Origin of the sequence: Tardiphaga alba, from assembly GCF_018279705.1 — a bacterium.
Lineage (GTDB): Bacteria > Pseudomonadota > Alphaproteobacteria > Rhizobiales > Xanthobacteraceae > Tardiphaga > Tardiphaga alba.
The window spans coordinates 5470054-5493881 of the sequence record NZ_CP036498.1; the positions used below are offsets into that span (position 1 = coordinate 5470054).

At 61.7% G+C, this 23828-nt stretch carries 21 protein-coding genes and 2 pseudogenes; 5 read left to right on the forward strand and 18 right to left on the reverse strand.

Features of this window, described 5'->3' with window-relative positions:
- Positions 1 to 145: 145 nt before the first annotated feature.
- The 10 genes and pseudogenes from RPMA_RS26095 to RPMA_RS26140 form a co-directional block, all read right to left on the reverse strand.
- Positions 146 to 1309 (reverse strand): M20 family metallopeptidase, encoded by a 1164-nt coding sequence (locus RPMA_RS26095; protein ID WP_249225427.1) that lies wholly within the window; start codon positions 1307 to 1309, stop codon positions 146 to 148.
- An 8-nt stretch (positions 1310 to 1317) separates the two neighbouring features.
- Entirely contained in the window at positions 1318 to 2868 is a 1551-nt protein-coding gene (locus RPMA_RS26100; protein ID WP_211910573.1) for a GMC family oxidoreductase, read from the reverse strand.
- Between the two features lie 172 nt (positions 2869 to 3040).
- Entirely contained in the window at positions 3041 to 3211 is a 171-nt protein-coding gene (gene ccoS, locus RPMA_RS26105) for a cbb3-type cytochrome oxidase assembly protein CcoS (protein ID WP_211910574.1), read from the reverse strand.
- 8 nt (positions 3212 to 3219) lie between these two features.
- Positions 3220 to 3750, reverse strand: a complete 531-nt coding sequence (locus RPMA_RS26110) for a FixH family protein (protein ID WP_249225428.1) — start codon at positions 3748 to 3750, stop codon at positions 3220 to 3222.
- Positions 3747 to 5167: pseudogene (ccoG, locus tag RPMA_RS26115) on the reverse strand (cytochrome c oxidase accessory protein CcoG); the annotation flags it as partial. The gene RPMA_RS26110 and the pseudogene ccoG, both read right to left, overlap by 4 nt.
- A 114-nt stretch (positions 5168 to 5281) precedes the next feature.
- Positions 5282 to 6162: pseudogene (gene ccoP, locus RPMA_RS26120) on the reverse strand (cytochrome-c oxidase, cbb3-type subunit III).
- Between the two features lie 7 nt (positions 6163 to 6169).
- The gene (locus RPMA_RS26125) at positions 6170 to 6334 is read right to left on the reverse strand and encodes a cbb3-type cytochrome c oxidase subunit 3 (protein WP_211910576.1); all 165 of its coding nucleotides are present in this window, start codon (positions 6332 to 6334) and stop codon (positions 6170 to 6172) included.
- A gap of 9 nt (positions 6335 to 6343) precedes the next feature.
- On the reverse strand, positions 6344 to 7078 hold the full coding sequence (gene ccoO, locus RPMA_RS26130; protein ID WP_211910578.1) for a cytochrome-c oxidase, cbb3-type subunit II: 735 nt from the start codon (positions 7076 to 7078) through the stop codon (positions 6344 to 6346).
- A gap of 10 nt (positions 7079 to 7088) precedes the next feature.
- A complete protein-coding gene (ccoN, locus tag RPMA_RS26135; protein WP_211913838.1) occupies positions 7089 to 8717 on the reverse strand; it encodes a cytochrome-c oxidase, cbb3-type subunit I in 1629 nt (542 codons plus the stop codon).
- Between the two features lie 107 nt (positions 8718 to 8824).
- Positions 8825 to 9535 (reverse strand): Crp/Fnr family transcriptional regulator, encoded by a 711-nt coding sequence (locus RPMA_RS26140; protein ID WP_211910579.1) that lies wholly within the window; start codon positions 9533 to 9535, stop codon positions 8825 to 8827.
- Positions 9536 to 9850: 315 nt separating this feature from the next.
- Here RPMA_RS26140 and RPMA_RS26145 point away from each other — a divergent pair, with 315 nt between their 5' ends.
- The 4 genes from RPMA_RS26145 to RPMA_RS26160 are packed head-to-tail and all read left to right on the forward strand — an operon-like array spanning position 9851 to position 15306.
- Entirely contained in the window at positions 9851 to 11080 is a 1230-nt protein-coding gene (locus tag RPMA_RS26145; protein WP_211910580.1) for an MFS transporter, read from the forward strand.
- A 41-nt stretch (positions 11081 to 11121) separates the two neighbouring features.
- A complete protein-coding gene (locus tag RPMA_RS26150) occupies positions 11122 to 11775 on the forward strand; it encodes an ABC transporter ATP-binding protein (protein WP_211910581.1) in 654 nt (217 codons plus the stop codon).
- Positions 11772 to 14234: an FtsX-like permease family protein gene (locus RPMA_RS26155; protein ID WP_211910584.1), complete on the forward strand. Its 2463-nt coding sequence runs from the start codon at positions 11772 to 11774 to the stop codon at positions 14232 to 14234. Before RPMA_RS26150 ends, RPMA_RS26155 begins: the two co-directional genes overlap by 4 nt.
- A complete protein-coding gene (locus tag RPMA_RS26160) occupies positions 14224 to 15306 on the forward strand; it encodes a lipocalin-like domain-containing protein (protein ID WP_211910592.1) in 1083 nt (360 codons plus the stop codon). Before RPMA_RS26155 ends, RPMA_RS26160 begins: the two co-directional genes overlap by 11 nt.
- 58 nt (positions 15307 to 15364) lie before the next feature.
- Here the strand turns inward: RPMA_RS26160 and RPMA_RS26165 are convergent, their stop codons facing one another.
- From RPMA_RS26165 to RPMA_RS26195, 7 genes are all read right to left on the reverse strand, one after another.
- Complete coding sequence (locus RPMA_RS26165) at positions 15365 to 16570, reverse strand: ABC transporter substrate-binding protein (protein WP_211910600.1); 1206 nt, start codon at positions 16568 to 16570, stop codon at positions 15365 to 15367.
- 147 nt (positions 16571 to 16717) lie between these two features.
- A complete protein-coding gene (locus RPMA_RS26170) occupies positions 16718 to 16939 on the reverse strand; it encodes a hypothetical protein (RefSeq protein ID WP_211910602.1) in 222 nt (73 codons plus the stop codon).
- 169 nt (positions 16940 to 17108) lie between these two features.
- Positions 17109 to 18704 (reverse strand): outer membrane beta-barrel protein, encoded by a 1596-nt coding sequence (locus RPMA_RS26175; protein ID WP_249225430.1) that lies wholly within the window; start codon positions 18702 to 18704, stop codon positions 17109 to 17111.
- Between the two features lie 245 nt (positions 18705 to 18949).
- Positions 18950 to 20821, reverse strand: coding sequence for a molecular chaperone HtpG (gene htpG, locus RPMA_RS26180; RefSeq protein WP_211910604.1), 1872 nt, complete (start codon positions 20819 to 20821; stop codon positions 18950 to 18952).
- A 111-nt stretch (positions 20822 to 20932) separates the two neighbouring features.
- Positions 20933 to 21232 carry a DUF3303 family protein gene (locus RPMA_RS26185; RefSeq protein ID WP_211910605.1) on the reverse strand — a complete coding sequence of 100 codons (300 nt, stop codon included), beginning with the start codon at positions 21230 to 21232 and terminating at the stop codon, positions 20933 to 20935.
- A gap of 29 nt (positions 21233 to 21261) precedes the next feature.
- Positions 21262 to 21459, reverse strand: a complete 198-nt coding sequence (locus tag RPMA_RS26190) for a hypothetical protein (protein WP_211910607.1) — start codon at positions 21457 to 21459, stop codon at positions 21262 to 21264.
- Between the two features lie 118 nt (positions 21460 to 21577).
- On the reverse strand, positions 21578 to 21868 hold the full coding sequence (locus RPMA_RS26195; RefSeq protein WP_211910609.1) for a hypothetical protein: 291 nt from the start codon (positions 21866 to 21868) through the stop codon (positions 21578 to 21580).
- A 243-nt stretch (positions 21869 to 22111) separates the two neighbouring features.
- Here RPMA_RS26195 and RPMA_RS26200 point away from each other — a divergent pair, with 243 nt between their 5' ends.
- Positions 22112 to 23182 carry a methyl-accepting chemotaxis protein gene (locus RPMA_RS26200; protein WP_211910611.1) on the forward strand — a complete coding sequence of 357 codons (1071 nt, stop codon included), beginning with the start codon at positions 22112 to 22114 and terminating at the stop codon, positions 23180 to 23182.
- On the opposite strand, the gene RPMA_RS26205 is transcribed toward RPMA_RS26200, so the two are convergent.
- Positions 23166 to 23717, reverse strand: coding sequence for an NUDIX hydrolase (locus RPMA_RS26205; RefSeq protein ID WP_211910613.1), 552 nt, complete (start codon positions 23715 to 23717; stop codon positions 23166 to 23168). The two genes, RPMA_RS26200 and RPMA_RS26205, sit on opposite strands and share 17 nt — an antisense overlap.
- Positions 23718 to 23828: the final 111 nt, after the last annotated feature.

Below are 23828 nucleotides of genomic sequence, written 5' to 3' on the forward strand. Positions count from 1 at the left end.
GACATTCACTGCGACCGATTGGCGCGCAAACACTGCATCAAATCGGACGAATCGCCAACCGTAAATTGCAGCACCAACCGAGCAAACGTCACGCGGCAGAAGATGGCAGCTCCCGTGGCACACAAACCTGTCTCCCCGGCTTCCGCTAGAGGTCGGATCGCAAGATCGCACGCGCCAGCGTTTGTGCACGCGGCACAATGCTGTCGATGTCGAGCCATTCGAGGTCGGTGTGGACATTGCCGCCCACCGGACCAAGGCCGCACAGGGTCGGCGTACCGACGCTGGCCGTGAAGCCGGAATCGGCGCAGCCACCGGCAAATTCACCGGCCAGCGTGGCGAGGCCTGAGTCGACCGCCGCAGCCTGATATACCGAGAACATCGCCTTCGCCGCGGCATCCTGAACGAGCGGCAGGAACTCGCCATCGACATGGAGCTTCGCCGTAGTGCCGGGCACCGTCGAAGTCGCGACGATGTTCTCGATCGCGCCCATGATCACGGCGCGATCGGACGGTTCGACATAGCGGAAGTCGATCTCGCCGGACGCATAGGGCGCCGTCGTGTTCACCGACTGGCCGCCGGAGATCAGGCCGACATTCAGCGTGATACCCTTGTCCAGATTGGTAAGCGCATGGATCTGCACGATTTTATGCGCGATTTCGCCAATGGCACTGACGCCGACGGCAAAGTTGTTGCCGGAATGCGCGGCCTTGCCGAACACCTCGAAGCGCATGAACACGCCGCCCTTGCGACCGGTGACGATATTGCCGGACGGACGACCGGGTTCGGAATTGTAGACAGCCCGCGCAGCGCGTCCTTCGCGCTCGATAATCGGTCTGGACGCACGCGAGGCGATTTCCTCATCGCCGGTGATCAGCACCTTGATCGGATGCGGCGCCGCATCGAATTTCTTCAGTGCAGCAGCTACGAACACATTGATGACGACGCCGGCTTTCATGTCGGCAACGCCAGGACCGTAGGCCTTGTTATCCTTGATGGTGAATGGACGCTTCGCGACTTCTCCTTTGGGAAACACGGTATCGCGATGGCCGAGCAGCAGGATCGGCTTCGCGTTGCTGCCAGGCTTGGTGACGACGGCATGGACGGCATCACCATAGACGTCGTTCGGCTCGCGCCAGGTTCCGATGTCGTGTTCGACAAAGTGCTGCTGGAAGCGCTCGCCGACGGCATCGACGCCAGCTTTGTCATAGGAGCCGGAATCGATATTCACGACATCGCGCAGCAGATCGATCATCGACTGCCTTTGAGAGGCCAGCCACTCAACGATCAAAGCTTCAGAATTGGAAGACATCAGCTCTTTCACTTTTGTTCGGCGCGCATGATGCGCGCAATCTTCTCGCCGATCACCACCGTGGTGAAATGGGTGTTGGCACGGCAGTCCGCAGGCATGATCGAAGCATCGGCAACCCGGAGCCCCTTGATGCCCTTCACGGTGCCATCGGGGTTGACGACGCCGTCACGGCGATCGAAGCCGGTCATGCGGCAAGTGCCGGCGGCATGCTGGATATCGCCGGTCTCACGGCGCAGCATGGCTTCGAGCTCCGCAGTCGGCAGTTCTGCCGCCTGTTGCATAGTCAAGCCGCCTTCAGACAGGCCGATCCATTCGGAAATGTTTGTCAGAGCAGGCTGTGCGGTAATGATGGCCAGGCGCTTCACTGCATCGACCATGCGCGCCATGTCGCGCGGATCGGCGAGCATGTTCTCCTCGACCACCGGATCGATGGACGCATCGCGTGAGGTCAGCTTCAGTGTGCCACGCGAATATGCGCGGTACAGGCCGGCACCGATGGCGCCGGGATTACCGATGCCGCGATGATTGAAGGCGATGAAGATCATGTCACGGCGACCATCATCGAGACCCGACGAATAGGTCACGCAGCAATTGGTGTGGCGCGTATCACGATCCGTCGGAGCCACATCTTCGCGCAGCTTGATCAATGGGCGGAACAGCGGGTGATCGAAGAAGTGCTGGCCGACCGGCAGATCACACTGAACTGCGATACCCATGCCCTGAAGATCGGCCGCAGGCCCGATGCCCGAACGCAGCAGAATAGCCGGACTATGGATGGCACCGCCGCACAAGACGATCTCGCGCGCACTGATCTCCTGCGTGCCTTGGCCGTCGATATGGACGACGACACCGGTCGCGCGTCCATCCGTCAGAACCACACGATCAACCATCGCATGCCCGCGAATCTCGAGATTGGCGCGGCCGCGTGCCGGTTCGAGATAACCCTCATTGGTAGAGATACGGCGCAAATTACGGCTGTTGATGGGATAACAGGCAACGCCCTCACCGTCCGGCCCGTTGACGTCGTCACACCATTTGTAGCCCGACGCCAGCGCGGCGTCGCGCAGACCGCTGTCGATCGGGCCCCATGTCGCCGGCGGCGCGCGATAGACCGGCAGCGGACCGCCGCGGCCATGGCCGGGCTCGTCGCCGCGCTCTTCATCGTCCTCGATCACCGAGAACAGCGGCATGATCTCCTTGGCCGACCAGCCGGTGCAACCGAGATCGGCCCATTCTTCGAAGGCATCGGCGACACCGCGAATGGCGATCTGGCCATTCATCATGGAGGAGCCACCGAGACCCTTACCGCGCCAGTAGAAACGCTGGTCCTGCCCGGCGACACGGCGGGAGTGCAGATCGGGCCACTGCCACTTTTCCTGAAATTCACGCTGGTGAATGATCGGGATCGGATTGGCCGTCGTCACTTCCCACGGCGCCTCCGCTGCGCGCCAGTCGAGGCCGGCTTCGAGCAGCAGAACGCGGGTGGCAGGATTTTCGGTGAGACGGGCAGCCATGGCAGCGCCGGCCGAGCCGCCGCCGACAACAATCACATCATACATCGGGTCGCTTCTTCCAGAACGATTCACTCCACATAACGGAGCGTCATGCGATGCTGCATCGTTTGCAAGAACTATTCCCGGACCCATGCGCGCAGTGGCGAGCTGCCGTGGCGCGCCTGCAGCGCAACCCTTTCTCGCAGGCCGCGCGATATTCTAGCGGATCGGCAGGACTTCAGCGTGCATCACCCGGCGGTTTCGCGGGCTGATCGTCATCGAGAATGGCGCGCCAGCCGGCGCCTTCGAGATCGTCATACTGTCCCGATCTCAGCGACCACAGAAAGCCCCACAGGCCAAGACCTCCGAGCGCCAGGGCGAGCGGGATGAGGTAGATGAGCGATTGCATGACGCCTCCTATTTCAAGATGACGCGGTTACGCGACAGAAACACGCGTTCACCATTGCGCGTGCCCTCGAGCAGCAAGTCCCACTGCCCGGCAGCCAGCTGCGCGACGCGGCCGCGATGGACGCCGTTGCCAACCGCAGTGAGTTCAACTGGCTGGTCCAACCGGCGATCGGCCGGCCGGTCAAGGCGCCCGGTAAACACAACATCCGATAGCGCCGCACCATCCCGATCACGGGCCTCGACGCGGACAGACGCAGCACCGTCAGCATCGCGCGCGACGTGACCACTCACGTTCCAGCCGCGCGCAGCCTGCACACGTGCTGCTTCAATCTCGTTGCCGTAAGCAAGGCTCGCCGCATAGGGGCTGTCGACCTCGGTACCAGGCAGGGTTTGCAGCGCGAACTTCATCATCACCACATTCACGCCGATGATCATGCCGAAGAACACGATCAAACAGATCAGGACAAAGCGCCCGGTGATCGGCCGTTTGGTGGCCTGCCCGGCCGTCACGTTTGCATTGCTCATGGCAGCCTCCTTCATGGCATCACGAAATTGTCGGTCGCCTGTGCGGTCTCGCCGCTGGCAATATCTGTCACACGCATCGTCAGCGGGACGGTCCTGACGGATGACGCGGGGGCTGTCACCAGAACACGCAGCTCTGCCGTCTGATCACGACCGACCACAATCTCCGATCGTCCTGCCGCGACGCTGTCGCGACCGACCACATGCACCGTGGCCTGCGTCGGGCCTTCCACGTCGAGCGTCACGACGCGACTATCGCGCTTGTTCAGGAGCCTGACCGTATAGGCATTGCGCACGGATCCGTCAGCGAGCCGCACCGCGATTGGATTGCGGTCATGCAGCACATTGATGTCCAGCATCGAGCGCGTCAGCAGCGCATAGAGCATCATGGCGCCCACCGAAGCGATCATGACGACATAAACGATCGTCCGGGGACGAATGACCCGATAGATGTTGGACTTCCCGACCTGGCGTCGCGCAATGTTGATATCGGTGTCGTAAGCGATCAACCGGGTCGGTCGCCCGACCTTCTGCATGACGCTGTCGCAGGCATCGATACAGAGGCCGCATTGGATGCAGTCCATCTGCAGCCCATTGCGGATATCGATGCCGACGGGGCAGACATTGACGCACTGATAGCAATCGATGCAATCGCCGGCCGGCTTGCCCGCCGCTCGCAGTTCCACCGACTTTTTCAGCGATGTCCGCTGCTCCCCGCGATCGTGGCGATAGGTGACGTTGAGCGCCCACTCGTCGGTCAGTGCTGCCTGAATGCGCGGCCATGGGCACATGTAAAGACAGACCTGCTCGCGCATCCAGCCGCCAAGCGTGTATGTCGTTGCCGTCAGGATCGCGATCCAGGCATAAGCCACCATTGGCGCCTGAAAGGTGACGAGTTCCTTCACCAGCGTCGGCGCATCACTGAAATAAAGCACCCAAGCGCCGCCGGTCCACCACGCGATGAGCAACCAGATCGAGTGCTTCAACGTCAACTCGACCACGCGCTCGATGGTCAGCTTCTTGGCGGCAGCTTTCTTCAAGCGTTCACGACGATCCCCTCGATCAGCCGCTCCACTGCGAAAAAGAGGTCGGTCCACACGGTCTGCGGGCAAAGATAGCCGCACCAGATGCGGCCACCGAGAGCGTTCATCAGGAAGAGCGAAAGGGCGGAGAGAATGAGAAGGCCTGTGAAGAAATAAACTTCCTGCGGCCACAGCTCGATGAAGAAGAAGTAGAAGCGACCATTGATCAGATCGACGAGAACCGCCTGATTGGGAGCGCCCGGTCCGCGATCCCAGCGCACGAAGGGCAGGAAATAGTAGATGCCAAGGCATACAGCCATCAGCGCCCATTTGATGTTCCGGAACGTGCCCGAAACCTTCTGCGGATAGACTTTTTTCTGCGGCGCATAGAGTGGGCCGTAGTCAAATTCCGAGGGGGGACTGGCTTGTTCATCATGGTCACTCGCTTCTTTGGAATGACCCTAGACCTCGGCGGCCTGATTCAATTGATGTACGTCAAAGGGGCGCTCGAAACAGTCCGGGCGCCCCTATGACTTATTGTCCACCCCCAGGGAGTGTACGTAGACGGTCAAAGCCTTGATGGTGGATGGATCGAGACGCCCCACCCAGGCCGGCATCACGCCGTTACGGCCATTGGTGATGGTCTCGATCAGCGTCGCCTCATCCGAGCCGTAGAGCCAGATGCCATCGGTCAGGTTCGGCGCACCCATGTCCTGGTTACCCTTGCCGGCATCGCCGTGGCATGAGGCGCAATTGTCGGCAAACAACTTCTTGCCGGCTTCCGCATCATAACCCTTCGCCGTCGGCAGATTGGCCAGCGCGCGAACATAGTTTGCCACCGTGACGATCTCATCCTTCTTCAGAACGCCGTCGCGACCGAAGGCGAGCATCGCACCTTCGTGTGCTTCAGAATTGCCCGAACGCACACCGAACTTGATCGTTTTTTCGATCTGATCCAACGATCCGCCCACAACCAGTCGTCGTCGTTCAGGTTCGGGAAGCCCTTGGAGCCAGCAGCGCCGCTGCCGTGACACGGCGCGCAGTTATCACCGAACACAGTCTTGCCCTTGGCACGGGCGAGCGCCAACAACGCTGGATCCTTTTCGATCTGCTCCAGCGACGCATTGTTGAGCGCCGCCATCTTGTCGCCTCGGATCTTGTCGAGATTGGCAAGCTCGACGCTGATGTCCGCACGTGACGAGTAGCCGATGACGCCGGTGGCGTAGCTGGAGACTAGCGGCCATGAGGGATAAACCACCCAATAGCCCACCGCCCAGATGATGGTGAGATAGAAGGTCCACACCCACCAGCGCGGCAGCGGCGTGTTGAGCTCCTTGATGCCGTCCCAGGAATGACCTGTCGTGGTCTTGCCGGTGGCGTGGTCGAGTTCTTCGTGATGATCGCTCATGATGGCATCAATCCTCTCGCAGCGGCATCTGCGCCGCTACGTCGAACGTGGCCTTGTTGCGCGGCCACAGCGCGTAAGTGATGATGGCGATGAAGATGCCGACGAACAGCGGAGTCCACATGGTGAGCACGAGGTTCGAAGCAAAATTCTCGACGGTCAGAATGGCACGCATGATCTGTCCTCAGCGCAGGTTGGCCTTGTCGTTGTAAAGTTTGAAGTCGACGAGCGTGCCGAGCATCTGCAGATAGGCGACCAGCGCATCCATCTCCGTCGGCAAGCCAGGCTTGCCATCGAAGTTGCGCGCCACTGCCTTCGGATAGCGCTTGGTCAGGGCATCGACATCGCCGTTGTCGGGGTCAGCCTGCGCCTTGAGATCGGCGACGGCATTGGCGATCTGGTCGTCGGTGTAAGGCACGCCGACGACGCGGCTGGTGCGCAGATGGCCAGCGACATTTGCGGGATCGACAGGGGTTTCAGCCAGGAACTTGTAGCCAGGCATCACCGACTGCGGCACCACATTCTGCGGCTTGATCAAGTGCGCGACATGCCACTCGTCCGAATACTTGCCGCCGACGCGGGCGAGATCCGGCCCGGTGCGCTTCGATCCCCACTGGTGCGGATGGTCGTACATGCTTTCCGCAGCCAGTGAGTAGTGGCCGTAACGTTCCACTTCATCGCGCAGCGGACGCACCATCTGTGTATGGCAGAGGTAGCAACCTTCACGCACATAGACGTTGCGGCCGGCGAGTTCGAGCGGGGTGTAGGGCCGCATGCCCTCCACCTTTTCGATGGTGCTCTTGAGATAGAACAGCGGCGCGATCTCGACGATGCCACCGACGGCAATGACGAGAATGATGCACACGATCAGGATGATCGAGTTCTTTTCAAGGACTTGGTGTCTGCTCCAGAACGACATGGTGTGATCCTCACTCCGCCGGCTGCAGCGCGGCATTGCCGAGCGTGGCGTCGGATGCTTCCTCGCCGACACGCACGGTCATCCACAAATTGTAGGCCATGATCAGTGCGCCGATCAGGAACAGACCGCCGCCTGCCGCACGGATGATGTAGAAGGGGTGCATCGCCTCGACGCTCTCGATGAACGAGTATTCGAGGAAGCCGAGCGAGGTGTAGGCACGCCACATCAAGCCCTGCAGGATACCCGAGACCCACATCGCCGAGATGTAGAGAACGATGCCGAGCGTCGCGACCCAGAAGTGCCATTCCACCAGCTTCAGGCTGTAGAGGCCCTTGCGATTCCACAGCCACGGCACCAGGCAGTACAGCGCGCCGAAGGAGACGAAGCCGACCCAGCCAAGCGCACCGGAATGCACGTGGCCGATGGTCCAATCGGTGTAGTGGCTCAGCGAGTTGACGACCTTGATGGACATCAGCGGGCCTTCGAAAGTCGCCATGCCGTAGAAGGCCACCGACACCACGAGCATGCGCAGCACCGGATCCGTCCGCAGCTTGTCCCACGCACCCGACAGCGTCATCAGGCCGTTGATCATGCCGCCCCAGGAGGGCATCCACAGCATGATCGAGAAGGTCATGCCGAGCGTCTGCGTCCAGTCAGGCAGCGCCGTGTAGTGCAGGTGATGCGGACCAGCCCAGATGTAGAGGAAGATGATCGCCCAGAAGTGCACGATCGACAGGCGGTAGGAGTAGACCGGCCGCTCCGCGCGCTTCGGGATGAAGTAGTACATGATGGCGAGGAAGCCGGCGGTGAGGAAGAAGCCCACCGCGTTGTGGCCATACCACCATTGGAACATGGCATCCTGCACACCGGCCCAGGCGACATAGGACTTGGAGCCGAAGATCGAGACGGGCAGCGCCGGATTATTGCCGAGATGCAGCACCGCAATGGTGATGATGAAGGCAAGGTAGAACCAGTTGGCGACGAAGATATGCGGTTCCTTGCGCTTGATCAGCGTGGCGACGAACACCAGCAGGTACATCACCCAGACAATGGTCAGCCACAGGTCGGCATACCATTCGGGCTCCGCATATTCCTTCGACTGCGTGACGCCGAGCAGATAGCCGGTGCCCGCGATGACGATGAACAGGTTGTAGCCGAGCACGACGAACCATGGCGACAGATCGCCGGCGAGACGCGCGCGACAGGTCTTCTGCACCACATAGAAGGATGTCGCGATCAGCACGTTGCCGCCGAAAGCGAAGATGACCGCAGACGTATGCAGGGGTCGCAGACGACCAAAGCTCGTCCATGGCAGATCGAAGTTCAGCGCGGGCCATGCAAGCTGCAGCGCAATCAGCAGGCCGACAAGGAAGCCTGCGATACCCCAGACCACCGAAGCGACAGCGGCGAACTTGATCGGCCCCATATTGTAGTTGGGTCGACCATCGATTTCCTGCGGCGGAAGATCACCGCGCGCGAAATAGCGATTGAGAATCGCGAAAAGCGCCGCCAGGGCGGCGACGCCAAACACGGCCACGTGAAACGCGTAAGCCGCATCTTCGGCCTTGGCCGAAGCGATGATGGAGAGAAACACGGTGACGATGCAGACGAGGGAGAGTCCTGACTCCCCTATCGTCATCCACTTCACGCGGTCAGCCTGACTTGTCATGATGAGTTTTCCCAAGAACAATTCTATCAATCACATCGCCGTCATCGGCTGCTTGATTGAAATCAAAACCGCGGCTGCTATCCGCACGCCTGAAGCAGCCCGGCGGGATCTGCGAGCAAACGGACCTTTCCCGGCAGGATCTCGATGGCACCACGCCGCTCCAGCTTCGCCAGCGTGCGACACACTGTTTCCACGGTGAGGCCAAGATAGTCGGCGATATCCTTCCGGCTCATGGGCAGCGGAAGCGGATCGACATCCCTGCCGAGACGCGCCAGCCGCTCGGACCACACGGCGAGAAAGGTTGCGAGCTTCTCTTCCGCCGGCCGACGACCGAGCGAAAACATCTGCTCATGCGCTTCGGTGAGATCGGCGGCGACCGAAGCAACCACCGCCTGCAACACGTAAGGCCTATGGCTGACGAATTGCGCGAAGCTGTCACGGGCGATTTCCCACACCAGCGCAGGCCCGATCGTTGCGGCCGAGACCTCGTGCCGCTGCTGCGCACCGACTTCGAGGCCGTCACCGGGCAGAGCGAAACTGGTAATCTGTCGACGGTGATCGCCGACCGTGCGTGACAGACAGACCACACCTTCGATAACGCTGAAGCAGCGCGCTGCTGGCGCGCCCTGCGCAAACAAAACTTCGTTCGCGCCACGCGGCACCCGCTCGCCGAGCGCCATCAATTGTCGGCGGTCGGCGAAATTGAGCCGCGCAAAAAAACCTGTCGGCTGTATGGAAGCTGTCGCGCAAGGCACGAGCGGCGGCACGGCGGCCATCTGCTGTTTCATGTCTCCCCCGGCTCTGCATCGTTCGCGCGTCATTGCGCGGCATCACCGGAATAGACCGACGGCGTCTGTAGGCATTGATACACATCAAGCGGTCATCAGCCGGTCACCTCGCCCTTCGCGGGAAACACCCAATCAGATCGCCTGCCTCAAAGACGGTGGACCACTCTTCAGAGAGAGCTTGCAGCCCCGCGCCGCCTGCAACCACCGCATGTCCCAGCACTCATGGACATTTCGTCCAACCAGCCCTAGGGATAGTCGAACAGATTGAAATCGCGGGCTTTTCTCGCCCAACAAACGTCAAAGGGTGGAACAGGGATGGTCGATATTCCGGCCACGACCGCCGATACAACCCAGTATTCACCGACGCGCACGCTGAGCGCGATCTCGGTCGCGCATTGGGTCAGCCATTTCCATATTTTCGTTTTGCCGATGCTGTTTCCGTTCCTGAAGGATCGGCTCGGCGTCAGCTATATCGACCTCGGCTTCGCGCTGACCACCTTCGCCGTTGTCTCCGGCCTCACCCAGGCGCCGATCGGCTTTCTGGTCGATCGCGTGGGCGCGCGTATCATCCTGATCTTGGGTGTCCTGCTTGGCGGCTGCGCGCTGGTCGTGCTCGGCCTGTTCCTGAGCTATCCCGCATTGATCATCTGCGCCGGCCTGCTCGGCCTCGCCAACAGCGTCTATCATCCAGCCGACTACGCCATTCTGGCTGCCCATATGGACGAATCCAAAATGGGCCGCGCCTTCTCGATCCATACTTTTGCCGGTTTTGTGGGCGGCGCAGTCGCTCCGCCGATGATGGTTGCACTTCTCGCCTCGGTCGGCGGCCAGGGCGCACTGATCGTCGCCGGCGCAATCGGTGTCGCTATCGCGCTAATGCTCATTGTCGTCGGGATTCCCGATGCAGGTACCGCACAGATCCGCAAGGCCGGCGGCGCGGAAGCGCCGAAGGTCAGCGTGATGACGCCTGCCATCATGATGCTGACGCTGTTCTTCACGCTGCTCGCGCTGTCACAGTCCGGCATCAACAGTTTCGGCATTGTGGCGCTGATGAACGGTTATGGCATCACGCTATCCTCCGCCAATGTCGCGCTGACCTCGTTCCTCGCCGCCAGCGCCTTAGGCGTATTGGCCGGCGGCTGGCTGGCGGATCGCACCGTGCATCACAGCCGCGTGGCGGCCGTGTGTTTCACCATCAACGCCGCGATCATTGGCGCCATCGCGGCCTTTTCGCTGCCAGCCTGGGCGATCGTCGCCGCCATGACCGTCGCCGGCTTCCTCGGCGGCGTGATCACGCCCTCGCGCGACATGCTGGTGCGGCAGGCCGCACCGCCCGGCGCTGCCGGCCGCGCCTTCGGCATCGTCTCCACCGGCTTCAATTTCAGCGGCATCGTCTCGCCGATCATGTTCGGCTGGTTCATGGATCACGCATTGCCGCACTGGGTGTTCGGCGCATCCGCCTGCTTCATGACGGCAACCGTGTTGCTGGCGCTGATCTCGGAGCGAAAACCACGCGCGATCACGGAGCCGCGAACGGCGCATTGAGGCCGTGATCTCCCGCAGCGTCCTTGCTAGGATGACACTGCATGCTCACGGTTCGTCGTCTTACAAAATCCTATCGCTCCGCCCAGGAACAGGTTGCCGTCCTGCGCGGCGTTGACGTCGCTGTGGCCGCCGGCGAGAGCGTCGCGCTCACCGGCGAAAGCGGCAGCGGCAAGAGCACGCTGTTGCACCTGATCGCGGGCCTCGACGAGGCCGATGGCGGTGAGATCGTATTCGGCGATACGGTCGTGACAAAACTCAACGATACGGAACGCGCCGCGCTCCGCCGCGACCGCGTCGGTCTGGTGTTCCAGCAGTTCAACCTGATCCCGTCACTCACCGTCACTGACAATCTCGCTTTCCAGTCGCGCATCGCGGGGAAGCATGACGCAGCCTGGCAGGACGAATTGATCGACCGGCTCGGCCTCGGCGCGCTGATGAAACGCTATCCGGAGCAGTTGTCCGGCGGGCAACAGCAACGCGTGGCCATCGGGCGTGCGCTTGCGCCAAAGCCTGCGCTGCTGCTGGCGGACGAGCCCACCGGCAATCTCGATGAAGAGACGGCGGACGAGGTGCTGCAGCTTGCCCGCGATCTCGTGGCGCGGACCGGTTGCGGCTTCCTGATGGTGACCCACAGCGCGCGCCTCGCCGCGACGCTGGATCGTCACGTCCATCTCCATGCCGGACTCATCGCGTGAAACGCGCGCTGTGGGTCCTTGCAGTGTTGCTCAGCCACTGGCGCCGGCATCCGCTGCAATTCGCTACGTTGATGATCGGCCTGATCGCCGCCACCGCATTGTGGAGCGGCGTGCAGGCGCTGAACCAGCAGGCCCGTACGAGCTATGACCGCGCCGCGGCTGCCTTCGGCGGCGCGCGTACAACGATGCTGGTGTCGCCGAACGGCGGCGCATTCCCGCAGCAGCTTTTCGTCGACCTTCGCCGCGCGGGCTGGCCGGTGTCACCGGTGCTGGAAGCGCGCGTCCAGATCGAGGGCCGCAGCGTGCGCTTGCTCGGCATCGAACCGGTGACCATGCCGCCCGAAGCCAGCGCTGCCGCCGAGATCGGCACATCGGGCGCACAGGCCTTTATCGCGCCGCCAGGACAAGCCTTGATTTCGCGCGAGACCCTGACCGAACTCGGCCTGCGCGACGGTGCAACACCGACGCTCGGCAATGGCCGCATGCTGCCGCCGTTGAAATTGCAACCGGCTCTCGCGCCCGGCATCATCGTGGTCGATATCGGCATCGCGCAGACCTTGTTGGCGATGCCCGATCAACTCACGCGCCTCCTGATCGGCAAGGCGAAGGGCGCGCCTCGCGCGCTGGAGAGCGTCACCGGCGAGCAGCTCAATCTGGTGCAGCCCGAGAGCGAGACCGATCTCGAACGTCTTACCGACAGTTTTCACCTCAATCTGACGGCATTTGGCTTGCTGTCATTTTTCGTTGGCCTGTTCATCGTCAATTCCGCGATTGGCCTCGGCTTCGAGCAACGCCTCCCGATGCTGCGCACGCTGCGCGCCTGTGGCATCTCGGCGCGGCAACTCAACACGGTCCTTATCGTCGAACTCGTCGCGATCGCATTGTTCGCGGGTGTCATCGGCCTCATCTGCGGCTATGTCATTGCAGCGTCGCTGTTGCCCGACGTGGCCGCCAGCCTGCGCGGGCTCTATGGCGCGCAGATCCCCGGCCAGCTCACACTCAAGCCGGAATGGTGGATCGCAGGCCTCGCGATTTCCGTGGTCGGCGCCTTGCTCGCCGCCACATCGAGCCTGCTCAAAGCCGTCCGCCTCCCCCTGCTCGCATCCGCGCAACCTTATGCGTGGCAGCAGGCGCAGCAGCGATGGCTGACCTTGCAGGGCCTCGCATCGCTCGGCGTGCTGATCATTGCAGCTCTGGTCTCATGGTTCGGCGACTCCCTGGTCGCGGGATTTGTCGTACTGGCTGCACTGCTGTTCGGAGCTGCGCTCGCATTGCCGGTCATCCTCGGCGTCATCCTCGCTGCCGGTGAACGCAGCGCCGACCGCCCACTGTTGACCTGGTTCTGGGCCGACAGCCGCCTGCAACTCTCCGGCCTCTCGCTCGCGCTGATGGCGTTGCTGCTAGCGCTCGCAGTCAATGTCGGCGTCGGCACCATGGTTGAGAGCTTCAGTCGCACCTTCACGCAATGGCTCGACGGACGCTTATCGTCGGAGATCTACATCAATGCGGCCAGCAACGATCAGGCGCGCGAGCTCAAGGACTGGCTCAAGCAACGTTCCGACGTGCAGGCCATCCTGCCCGGCAGCCGCGCGGACATTCAGCTCGATGGAGCGCCTGTGGAGATCAACGGCCTGCCGGATCATGCGACGTTTCGTGACCACTGGCCGCTGCTCGATGCGACCAGCGATGCATGGGATCGGGTTCGTGTCGGCGATGGCGCGCTAATCAGCGAGCAACTCGCGCGGCGTATGAAGCTCGGCATCGGTGCGAGCATCACCGTGCCGACGCCGACAGGCCCCTGGCCTCTTCAGGTCGTCGCGGTCTATGCCGATTACGGCAATCCGAAAGGCCAGCTCGCCGTCAATGTCGATGCGCTGCTCCGGCACTTTCCCGATAGCCCGCAGACCCGTATGGGCCTTCGCACAGCGCCAGAAAGTATCGCTCCGCTGATCGACGCCATTCGCGCACGTTTCGGCCTCGATGGCCGCAATCTCGCCGATCAGGCCAGCGTGAAGAAGGAATCGCTCGGCATTTTCAACCGCACCTTCGCCGTCACCTCCGCGCTGAACGCGTTCACCCTCGGCGTCGCCGGGGTCGCCTTGTTGACCAGCCTGCTGACCCTGAGCAATTCACGCCTGCCTCAACTGGCCCCGCTCTGGGCGATCGGCCTGACGCGGCGGCGGCTCGCGGGCATCGAGCTCTTGAAGACCATGTGCGTGGCACTGATCACTTCGTTGCTGGCATTGCCGCTCGGTCTGCTCGTTGCATGGTGCCTGATCGCCATCGTCAATGTGAAGGCTTTCGGCTGGCGCCTGCCGTTCCATGTTTTCCCGCTGCAGCTTGTCGAGTTGCTCGGCGTCGCCCTGCTGGCCGCGCTGTTGGCTTCGCTGTTGCCGATCCTGCGGCTGCTACGGATGCAGCCGGCCGAACTCGTGAAAGTGTTCGCCAATGAACGCTAGGCTGACACGGCGCCATTTTGTCGGCGGCCTGGCGCTGATGGGCGTCGCCACGCCACGCGCATGGGCACAGGGCTTTGCCGGGCTCGGCCGCGATGCCGATGGCTTCGCATCGGTGATCCCCGGCCGCGCGCTCACTTTTCCGGCGGATCACGGACCGCATCCCGAATTCCGCATCGAGTGGTGGTACCTGACCGCCAATCTCATCGACGCATCCGGCAATGCCTATGGCGCGCAATGGACGTTATTCCGGCAGGCGATGGCGCCGAGCACGCAGGACCACGGCTGGGCAACGCCGCAGGTCTGGATGGGGCATGCCGGCATCACTTCGGCCACGGCGCATCATGCGGCAGAGACGTTTGCTCGCGGCGGCATCGGGCAGGCCGGCGTGACCGCGACGCCATTCCGCGCCTGGATCGATGCGTGGGATACGCGCGGGCTCGATGGCTTCTCCGACATGAATGTAGCACCGCTCGAGGTCTCGGCATCGGCGGAGAATTTCAACTATCGGCTTCGCCTTGATGCCAAGCAGCCATTGGTGCTGCAGGGCGACGCCGGCTACAGCCGCAAATCCGAGCGCGGCCAGGCGTCGTATTATTACAGCCAGCCCTACTTCACTGCGGCCGGCACGCTTGCGATCGACGGAAAGGACATCGCCGTCACCGGCCGCGCCTGGATGGATCGTGAATATTCCAGCCAGCCGCTGGCGTCAGACCAGACCGGCTGGGACTGGTTCTCGCTGCATCTGCCCAATGATGAGAAGCTGATGCTGTTCCGGCTGCGCCAGAAGGATGGCAGCCACTATTTTGCTGGCAACTGGATCACGGCGGATGGGAAATCGGCGCCACTGCCGACCGATGCGATCGCGATGGCGCCGATGGCCATAACGGATGTCGCGGGCCGAAAAGTCCCGACCGCATGGCGCATCGCAATTCAATCGCGCGCATTGCAGATCGAGACAACGCCATTGAATGCGCAGAGCTGGATGGCGACGACGTTTAGTTATTGGGAGGGGCCGGTGCGCTTCACAGGCTCGCATAGCGGCGTCGGCTATCTGGAGATGACGGGATACTGAACGAGAATGGCCGGGGCGAGCCCGGCCATCACATCGATTTGTAGATATTTGCCGAAGATTACTTCGTCAGCGGGCAGCCGCTGTCCTTGGCGAGCGGGAAGGCCGACGCGGCGGGCACCACGGCCAGCTGCTTGTAGTAGTCCCACGGCTTCTTGGAATCCGCCGGCTTCTTGACCTCGAACAGATAGAGGTCCTTCACCAGGCGGCCGTTAGCCTGCACCTTGCCGCCCTGGGCAAAGGCATCGTCCACCGGAAGCTCCTTCAGCTTCTTGACGACAGCATCGGAGTCCTTGGTGCCGGCGGCCTTCACGGCCTTCAGATAGGACAGCGTCGCCGAATAGGTGCCGGCCTGGATCATGTTCGGCATGCGCTGGGTACGCTTGAAAAAGCGCTCGGCGAATTCGCGCGATTTGTCATCGCGATCCCAATAGAACGACTCCGTCAATACGAGGCCCTGCGCCGCATTGAGGCCGAGACCGTGGACTTCCGCCAGCGTCAGCAGCAGGCCAGCCAGTTTCTGGCCACCGGCAACGATGCCGAATTCAGCCGCCTGCTTCACCGCATTGGTGGTGTCGAGGCCGGCATTGGCTAGACCGATGACCTTGGCCTTGGATGCTTGCGCCTGCAGCAGGAAGGACGAGAAGTCTGATGAATTCAGCGGATGGCGCACGGCACCGAGCACCTTGCCGCCCTTCGACTTGACGATGTCACCAGTGTCCTTTTCCAGCGAATAGCCGAAGGCATAGTCTGCGGTCAGGAAGAACCAAGTATCGCCGCCGGTCTCGGTCAGGGCGCCGCCGGTGCCGACGCCGAGGGCGCGGGTATCGAACGACCAGTGGAAGCCATAGGGCGTGCAGGCATCGCCGGTGATGCGCGAGGTCGCCGCACCGACGACGATATCGATCTTCTTGGCCTGTGCCGACAGCTCCTGCACCGCCAGCGCTACCGAGGAGGTGGTGAGCTCGGTGATCATGTCGACGTTCTCGACGTCGTACCAGCGGCGCGCAATGGCCGCGGCGAGATCAGGCTTGTTCTGGTGGTCGGCGGTGACCAGCTCGACCTTGCCGCCGAGCACCTCGCCACCGAAATCCTCGACCGCCATCCTGGCGGCTTCCAGCGACCACTTGCCGCCGTAATCGGCGTAAACGCCGGACTGGTCGTTGAGGATGCCGATCTTGACACCCTGCGCCGCGGCGGGCGTCAGCGTCGATGTCGCGAGAAAAAGACCGCACAGCGCAGCCGTCGACAACAGTCCGAACTTCATAAATGCCTCCCAGGTTTGTAATTTGGGCGCACGCTATTTTAGAAGCTCGGACCGGGCCATATAATCTTTCGGCTAAGGCTCGGATATCGGATCAGATTTGCGCGATCTGCAACGGTCCTATGACGGCGCTTGCTGCGGCGCACGCGGTCACTGCTGCTTCAGCAGTGCGGCTTCGACACAGGCCAGTTCTCGCTCGATCTCGGCGACCATCGACACGGGATCGGTATCCGAGATCAGGTGCATCTTTTCATAGCTACCGTCCCGAATGCTGGCCAGGAGGGCCAACCGATCGGCCCGATAGCCCTTCAACCGCTCGAAATCACCGCGTTCGGCATATTTGGCGATCAGTTTTTCGAAGACGCTGCTCATTACGCAATTCCCGTGACGACAAGGCATGCGGCCTGGCGAATGATCCGCTGTCGTATTCTCAAGGCCGCTCTAGAGTTAGATTCATCTCCGATGAATCTAACTCTAGTCTTCTTATTTGTCAGAGCATGATCTTACCCGAAAACCGGTATCCACTTTTCGGGATCATGCTCTAGAGGCTGTTAAACGAATATCCCGCCTGCAGGAAGCCACCAAACCGCTCGGTGCGCGCCGGCAGGGTCTGACACGGGCATGGATTGCCGAACGCGTTGGTCGTGGCGTCATCCGTGGCCCACATCGCCCAGTACCGTGCGCCGGCGCCGATGTTGAATGACGGCGTCACGTAATAGGAAAGGATCGCCTCCAGTTGCACGCCCCGACCCTCGCCGCGTTCCGGCGAGAGGGTGGTCGGCACGCCGGTGCGCAGGACGTGATCATCGACGCCCGAGAACCGGACATAGGGCAGGTAGGCGGCGTCAGCGGTGAATTTCAAACGGTCAGTCAGCATGAAGACGCCGTTGAGGCCGACTCGCACTGAGTTCCACGTATCGTCTTCCGTGATGACCAGCGTCGATCCGGGGATCGGCGGCGCGCAGGGCGCGTTGATGGATGCACTGGCGACCTGTGCGCAGCCATAGGCGGCCTTGTTCTCACGGTAGTGATTGTAGCCGACAAAGGCGCCGATATCGTATCCGGCACCGCGGAGAAACGCGTAGCCGATATCGGCCGTGGCATAGGCGATGCTGCCGCGTACGGGATCCGAAATCGTGTTCGAATACGGGACCGTATTGTTCTCGATCACCCAGTCTTCATCCACCATCTTGCCGCTCAGCAGCTTGCCGCCACCGATGAAGCCCTTGAGGAAGAAATCGGCAAGACCGTCGACGCGGCCATAGACTTCGCCCGAGACGGCCGGACTTTCATAAGTTAGCCGGGAGATCAGCTTGGTCTGCTGCGCAAGATTCGTGGTTGCGCCGAGGTCTTTCTGGAAAGTGCCGGACGAGTACCAGACACGACCGCCGATTTCGACGTCACCCAGCATGCTCGGATCTTCGTCGCGCTGGGTGCCGCGCAGATGGAAGGGCTCGGAATCGTCAAAGCGCGCGGAGACATCGGTGCCGAACTTCATGTTCAGCCCGACTTTGACGGCATGCATATTCTGCGTCACCGTGGTGTTGCCGGGCGCTGTCGCAACATATTGCGGAAATGGTAACTGCTGCAGCACTGCGCTTTCGGGCGTCGCCATGCCGAAACTGCCGAAGTCGGCGTAGTCATATTCCATTTTCACCGACCAGGCTGGCGCCACCGCCCGCTCGATACCAGCTCCGACCGTCCATCCCCATTTCTGGTTGCTGGTTTCGGTGATGAAATCCGTTCGATTGGTGTTGATGTCGACCTTCTGCTTCAGCCAGGCGACGCCGCCTTTCGCGTAAAGCAGCGTGCGTCCGGCCTCACCGGTCGCAAATCCCACGCGACCGGTGACCGTGCTCATCGCGTCGTACTGGACGCGACAATTGGCAGACACGAAATCGCCCGATGACGCGAAGCACGTATTGGTGCCATTGGCGCCGGCAGCGCTGATATCGCCTTCAACGCCCAGCACCAGATTGCGGCCCAGCTGAAGATTGTAACCGAGCTGAATGCCACCCAGCGCCGTCGGCGCTTTGACATCTCCGCTGTAGACCGCCGGACCATTGCTGTCCGTGAAGCTGGATTTGCCCGATCCGCCGCCCAGATGGGCGCCGACATAGCCCCCGTCCAGTTCCAAACCGCGACGGGATATGACGGCGGCAAGTCCGGCATATCTGCAGCCAGCACCGGACCGGCACCCATCAGGATCGACGCAACGATAACCGGAAGTCTTGTCATGGAATCACGCACCAACTGCATCAGGGTGCGGATACCTTCGACGACATTCCTTAAGTTTGCGTTTTACCGTTCGCTAACCGTGTTTTTTAGCGAGGCATCAACCATGTCTGGCCGCGCCTCGCTCTCGTGCCGGAAAAGCGCGGCTCACAGGCCGCGCAGCACCAGGCGATTGAGACGGGTCGCGAAAGCGGCCGGATCTTCCGGCAGTTCGCCGTCGAGAATCTGCGCCTGCTCCAGCAACAGGAAGGCGATATCTGACGCCTCTCCGCCCTCGGCCTTGTCGGCTGTGGCGATCTTCACCACCAGCGGATGCCGTAGATTGACCTCGAGCACCGGCTTGGTGGCGCTGCCGCGATTTTGCATCGCCAGCATCCGCTCGAGCTCGCGATCGGGTCCGTGACCGCCGGCAACGAGGCACGACGCCGATGTCGTGAGGCGCGTGGAGACCTTGACGTCCGAGACGCGCTCGCCGAGCGCTTCCTTGATGACGGCAATGGTCAAGCCCTCGTCGGCCGCGTCCGGCTTCGCCTCATCCTTGATGTCCTCATCGACACGCGGGATCAGGTCGAGATTGATCTCACCCTGGCTGAGCGACTTCAACGGCTTGCCCTCGTAATCGAGCGGAGCCGAGGTCCAGAACGCATCGACGGCGTCCGACAGCAGCAACACTTCGATGCCGCGCGACTTGGCCGCTTCCAGTTTCGGATTGGATTTCAGGCGATCGAGGCTGTCACCGGCGAGATAATAGATCTCGGTCTGGTTCGGCTTCAGATCGGCGACATACTGCTTCAGCGTCCGCTTCTCGCCCGTCGTGGTCGTGAACTGCGACAGCGCCAGCAGCTTTTCGCGGCGCTCGAAGTCTTCATAGATGCCTTCCTTGATCACCGGACCGAAGGCGTCCCAGATCTTGGCGAAGGTTTCAGCATCCTTGTCGGCAAGGTTTTCCAGCTCGCCGATGACGCGGGTCGCAACCGCCTTGCGGATCTGCGCAAGCTGCGGATTGTTCTGCAGCATTTCGCGCGACAAGTTCAGCGGCAGATCCTCGGCATCGATGACACCGCGGATGAAGCGCAGATAAAACGGGAGAAGGTCGGCGTCATCTGTGATGAAGACGCGGCGAACATAGAGCTTCACATGCCCCTTGCGGTTCGGCTCGAACAGATCGAACGGCTTGCTCGACGGCGCGAACAGCAGGACCGCATAGGAGTAGCGGCCTTCGGCGCGGTAATGCAGCGTCAGCGCCGGTTCGTCATAGGCATGCGCGATCGACTTGTAGGCCTTACTGTAGTCCTCCGCCGTCAGCTCGGACTTGGAACGCTGCCACAGCGCACTGGCCGAATTGATCTGGCGCCGCTCCCCGTCACCGTCCTTGAGCAGGATCGGGAACTGGATATTGTCGGAATAGGCGCTGACGATGCGCTCGATCTCGTAAGTCTCGAGATATTTCTTCGCATCGTCCTTCAGATGCAACGCGATCGATGTCCCCACGGGGGCGCTCATGCCATCCGCGAGCTGGCCGATCTCGAAACCGGCGCCGCCAGTGGAGGTCCAGGTAAACGCATCATGGGTGCCAGCGCGGCGCGAGGTGACCACGATCTTTTCGGCCACCATGAAAGCTGCGTAGAAACCGACGCCGAACTGTCCGATCAGGCCGACGCCGTCCTTGGCTTCGGTGAGGCGCGACAGGAACGACTTCGTGCCGGACTTCGCGATGGTGCCGAGATTGTCGATGAGCTCCTGCCGGTCCATGCCGATGCCGGTATCGACGATGGTGAGCGTATTGGCATCCTTGTCCGGGATGATCGTGATGTTGGGCGACTGGCCTTCCGGGATCAGCGACGGATTCGCGATCGCCTCGTAGCGCAGCTTGTCGCAAGCATCCGACGCATTGGAGACGAGCTCACGCAGAAAGATGTCGGTCTCGGAATAAACCGAGTGCACCATCAGATTGAGCAGTTCGGCGACTTCGGCCTGGAACGGCTGGGAAACGGATGCAGCGGTGTCAGTGGTCGTCATGAATGAGCCCGATAACGAAATGAGGGGAGACCACGCATATAGGCATGCGTGTTTTCGGAGTCCATGGCCCGCGCCGATGGATCTGTGGCAGCGATGCGGCGTGAAACTGTTTTATTTCGCAGCAGCAGCAACCTGCGACGCCAGCAGCGCCGCCGTCGCCTGCACGTCAACCAGCGGATAGACGTCGAACTGCGCTGGGATCAGATCGGCCCATTCATTGAGGATGCGGTGAAGCTGGTCGTTACTCTCGACCTTGAACACCGCCACCGCCCCGCGGCCGACGCGGGGATAGATATGCTGGCATATACCTGACGCCTGATACGCTGCCATCCACGGCCAGAACGTCTGGCGCGTCGCAGCCATATCTGACGGACGCTCGGCGCGCGGTTCGGAGATCACCAGAAACAGCATTGCGATCTCCTGTCGCGAAGTGCGGGCTATCAGGCCTGCAGCGCCTCGGCATAGGCGTTCTCAAGCATCGCGAGGCATTCGCGCGCACGCGCACGGCCGACCTCATTAGCAATTTCGGAAATCTCGCGGAGATCGCGGATCGCCAGATCGACTGCACTGAACAGATCGATTTCGCACTCAACGGCCGGTTCGGCCGTACGCTTCGGGAAAGGAATGACTACACTCACTGGACAACCGCTCTGTACGAATTGGGACGCACGAATCACAGGCGTCATTTGGCCAGCGAATGGTTAAGCCAATTGATAACGTGCGGCGGATGGTGCGCTAAAAGATGACGCCAGCGCGTCAATCCTCCCATCGCACCTGCGGAATCAGGCTGACTGCGATCTCATGGGAGGCATTTGCGGTCGGCTGGATACCGGGAGCTTCGGTACTGACAGGCGGCGGCAATTGCGGAGCCATCATGCTTTGCTGACCACGGCGATAGGCGTCCAATTCGACCTGTCGTGCGTAGTAGCGGAACAGTTCGGTCGCGTATTTGCGCTGGTCATCCGTCGAGACCGAGGCGATCAGGAAGATCAATTCCTCGGATAGTTCAGACGGTGTTGCGCCCAGGGGATCGTCAAGCACAGTCATAGGCAGCCCGCACTGTTGAGCCATTGAAAGCACTCATCCTGCCGGCATTTGGTTGATATCTCGTTCTGCCCTGGGGCCGGATGTCGTGGCGCCATGGCGCGACCGGCTCCCACATGGCATGCATTTCACATATTTCACGGTCTTTCCGCCCGTTTCGCGGAAAATTAAGCAGGCATTAAGCATAAATCAGCGAGAAGCCGGTACTGGGCTGCTGTCAACGGGGACGGAACGATGGTCTTGGCAATGAAGCACGACTCACGAACTGCGCCTGCCTCGACGGCAGATCAGAGCGAAGACGCCTCCGATATTTCGGCACTGATTGCCCGCCTGACCGGAGAAGTGAACGAGATTGCCTGCGAGAAAACGCGGGCCATCCAGCACATCACCAACCAGATGAAGATGCTGGCGCTGAACGCGCTGATCGAGAGCTCGCGCGCCGGCGCCCAGGGCGCCGGCTTTGCCGTGGTCGCGCAGGAAGTCCGTAATGTCGGCCAGCAGGTGGAGGCCATCGCGCGCGATCTGGAATCCCAACTCACCGCCCGCACCGGCAGCCTGATGTCGTCGATCGACAAGATGACCGACCGCGCACGTGGCGAACGGATGGTCGATCTGGCGCTCAACGCCATCGAGCTCATCGACCGCAACCTCTATGAACGCACATGCGATGTGCGCTGGTGGGCGACTGACTCTGCCGTGGTCGATTGCGCGGCGGCGCCTGGTGAAGCGACGATCGCACATGTGTCGGAGCGGCTGGCCGTCATCCTCGGCGCCTACACCGTTTATCTCGATCTCTGGCTCTGCGACATGCAGGGCAACGTCATCGCCAGCGGCCGCGGCGATCGTTTCAATGCACGCGGCCAGAACGTCGCCAATACAGCGTGGTTTCGCGATGCGCGTATTCTACGCAGCGGCGACGACTACACGGCAGGCGACGTGGAGCGTCAGCCGCTGCTCGGCAACGCGCAGGTGGCGACCTATTGCGCCAGCGTGCGTGAGAGCGGCAAGGCCAATGGCCGTCCGTTCGGTGTGCTCGCCATCCACTTCGATTGGGAGGCACAGGCACGCGCCATCGTCGAGGGCGTCCGCGTCGATGACGATCGAACCCGCGTGCTGCTCGTGGATTCCAATTTGCGCGTGATTGCCGCATCCGATGGACAAGGTCTGCTCAGCGAGCGTCTCACGCTGGCTTTGAACGGGCCACGCAACGGCTTCTATCACGACCGTTCAGGCAGCCTCATCGCCTTCCATGCCACCCCAGGCTACGAGACTTACAAAGGCCTCGGCTGGTATGGCGTGATCATCCGCGGGAGTTGAGCGGCGCCGCGCTGTTCGACAGCCAGCGGCGGATCTTCGCGAACCAGCCAAGGGGCTCCGCGGGCGCGGTGGGAATCGAAGCCGGGTCGCCCTGGAAGCCCACCTCCGTGAAACTCGCAGCGTCGTAGGACGCGCCGAGCGCCATCGGCCCGACCTGGGCCAGAAACGCATGTTCGTGGTGGCGGGTCAGCCGCTTCAAGGCCTGATCCAGCGGCAGCCAGGCCACTTCGGAAATGTCCTTCATCAGCCGTTGCGGCGGAAGGTCATCGGCTTCCATATGCCAGAAGTGCACCACCTTGGTGCGTTCGCCCAGCGGATAAGCCAGCGTGCCCAGATATTGCTGGACCGATGCCGAATGTCCGGTCTCTTCCAATACTTCGCGCTGGGCGGCATCAAGCGGCGTCTCGCCGTCGTCGAGCTTGCCTTTCGGCAGCACCCAGTCGCCGCGTTTGCGCAGGCACACCACCGCGAATAGCGGCGTTGCTTCGCGCCGCACGACGATGCCTCCCGCTGCCATGACGATATCGTGTGCCATCAGACTTCACATAACCGGATTATCAGCGAATACAACTCATCCATGACACCGTAAACGCAGATCCGGATGCGTCGGAACTACGCAGGATAGTCATACGAATGTCATGAAACG

What these genes read in the sequence shown, in the direction of transcription:
- RPMA_RS26150 (WP_211910581.1), top strand. Translation starts at nt 11,122, where the DNA reads ATGCTCACGGTTCGTCGTCTTACAAAATCCTATCGCTCCGCCCAGGAA.
- RPMA_RS26200 (WP_211910611.1), top strand. Translation starts at nt 22,112, where the DNA reads ATGAAGCACGACTCACGAACTGCGCCTGCCTCGACGGCAGATCAGAGC.
- RPMA_RS26110 (WP_249225428.1), bottom strand. Translation starts at nt 3,750, where the DNA reads ATGAAGGAGGCTGCCATGAGCAATGCAAACGTGACGGCCGGGCAGGCC.
- RPMA_RS26165 (WP_211910600.1), bottom strand. Translation starts at nt 16,570, where the DNA reads ATGAAGTTCGGACTGTTGTCGACGGCTGCGCTGTGCGGTCTTTTTCTC.
- RPMA_RS26160 (WP_211910592.1), top strand. Translation starts at nt 14,224, where the DNA reads ATGAACGCTAGGCTGACACGGCGCCATTTTGTCGGCGGCCTGGCGCTG.
- ccoS (WP_211910574.1), bottom strand. Translation starts at nt 3,211, where the DNA reads ATGCAATCGCTCATCTACCTCATCCCGCTCGCCCTGGCGCTCGGAGGT.
- ccoO (WP_211910578.1), bottom strand. Translation starts at nt 7,078, where the DNA reads ATGTCGTTCTGGAGCAGACACCAAGTCCTTGAAAAGAACTCGATCATC.
- RPMA_RS26170 (WP_211910602.1), bottom strand. Translation starts at nt 16,939, where the DNA reads ATGAGCAGCGTCTTCGAAAAACTGATCGCCAAATATGCCGAACGCGGT.
- htpG (WP_211910604.1), bottom strand. Translation starts at nt 20,821, where the DNA reads ATGACGACCACTGACACCGCTGCATCCGTTTCCCAGCCGTTCCAGGCC.
- RPMA_RS26125 (WP_211910576.1), bottom strand. Translation starts at nt 6,334, where the DNA reads ATGCGTGCCATTCTGACCGTCGAGAATTTTGCTTCGAACCTCGTGCTC.
- RPMA_RS26205 (WP_211910613.1), bottom strand. Translation starts at nt 23,717, where the DNA reads ATGGCACACGATATCGTCATGGCAGCGGGAGGCATCGTCGTGCGGCGC.
- RPMA_RS26095 (WP_249225427.1), bottom strand. Translation starts at nt 1,309, where the DNA reads ATGTCTTCCAATTCTGAAGCTTTGATCGTTGAGTGGCTGGCCTCTCAA.
- RPMA_RS26100 (WP_211910573.1), bottom strand. Translation starts at nt 2,868, where the DNA reads ATGTATGATGTGATTGTTGTCGGCGGCGGCTCGGCCGGCGCTGCCATG.
- RPMA_RS26145 (WP_211910580.1), top strand. Translation starts at nt 9,851, where the DNA reads ATGGTCGATATTCCGGCCACGACCGCCGATACAACCCAGTATTCACCG.
- RPMA_RS26140 (WP_211910579.1), bottom strand. Translation starts at nt 9,535, where the DNA reads ATGAAACAGCAGATGGCCGCCGTGCCGCCGCTCGTGCCTTGCGCGACA.
- RPMA_RS26185 (WP_211910605.1), bottom strand. Translation starts at nt 21,232, where the DNA reads ATGCTGTTTCTGGTGATCTCCGAACCGCGCGCCGAGCGTCCGTCAGAT.
- ccoN (WP_211913838.1), bottom strand. Translation starts at nt 8,717, where the DNA reads ATGACGATAGGGGAGTCAGGACTCTCCCTCGTCTGCATCGTCACCGTG.
- RPMA_RS26195 (WP_211910609.1), bottom strand. Translation starts at nt 21,868, where the DNA reads ATGACTGTGCTTGACGATCCCCTGGGCGCAACACCGTCTGAACTATCC.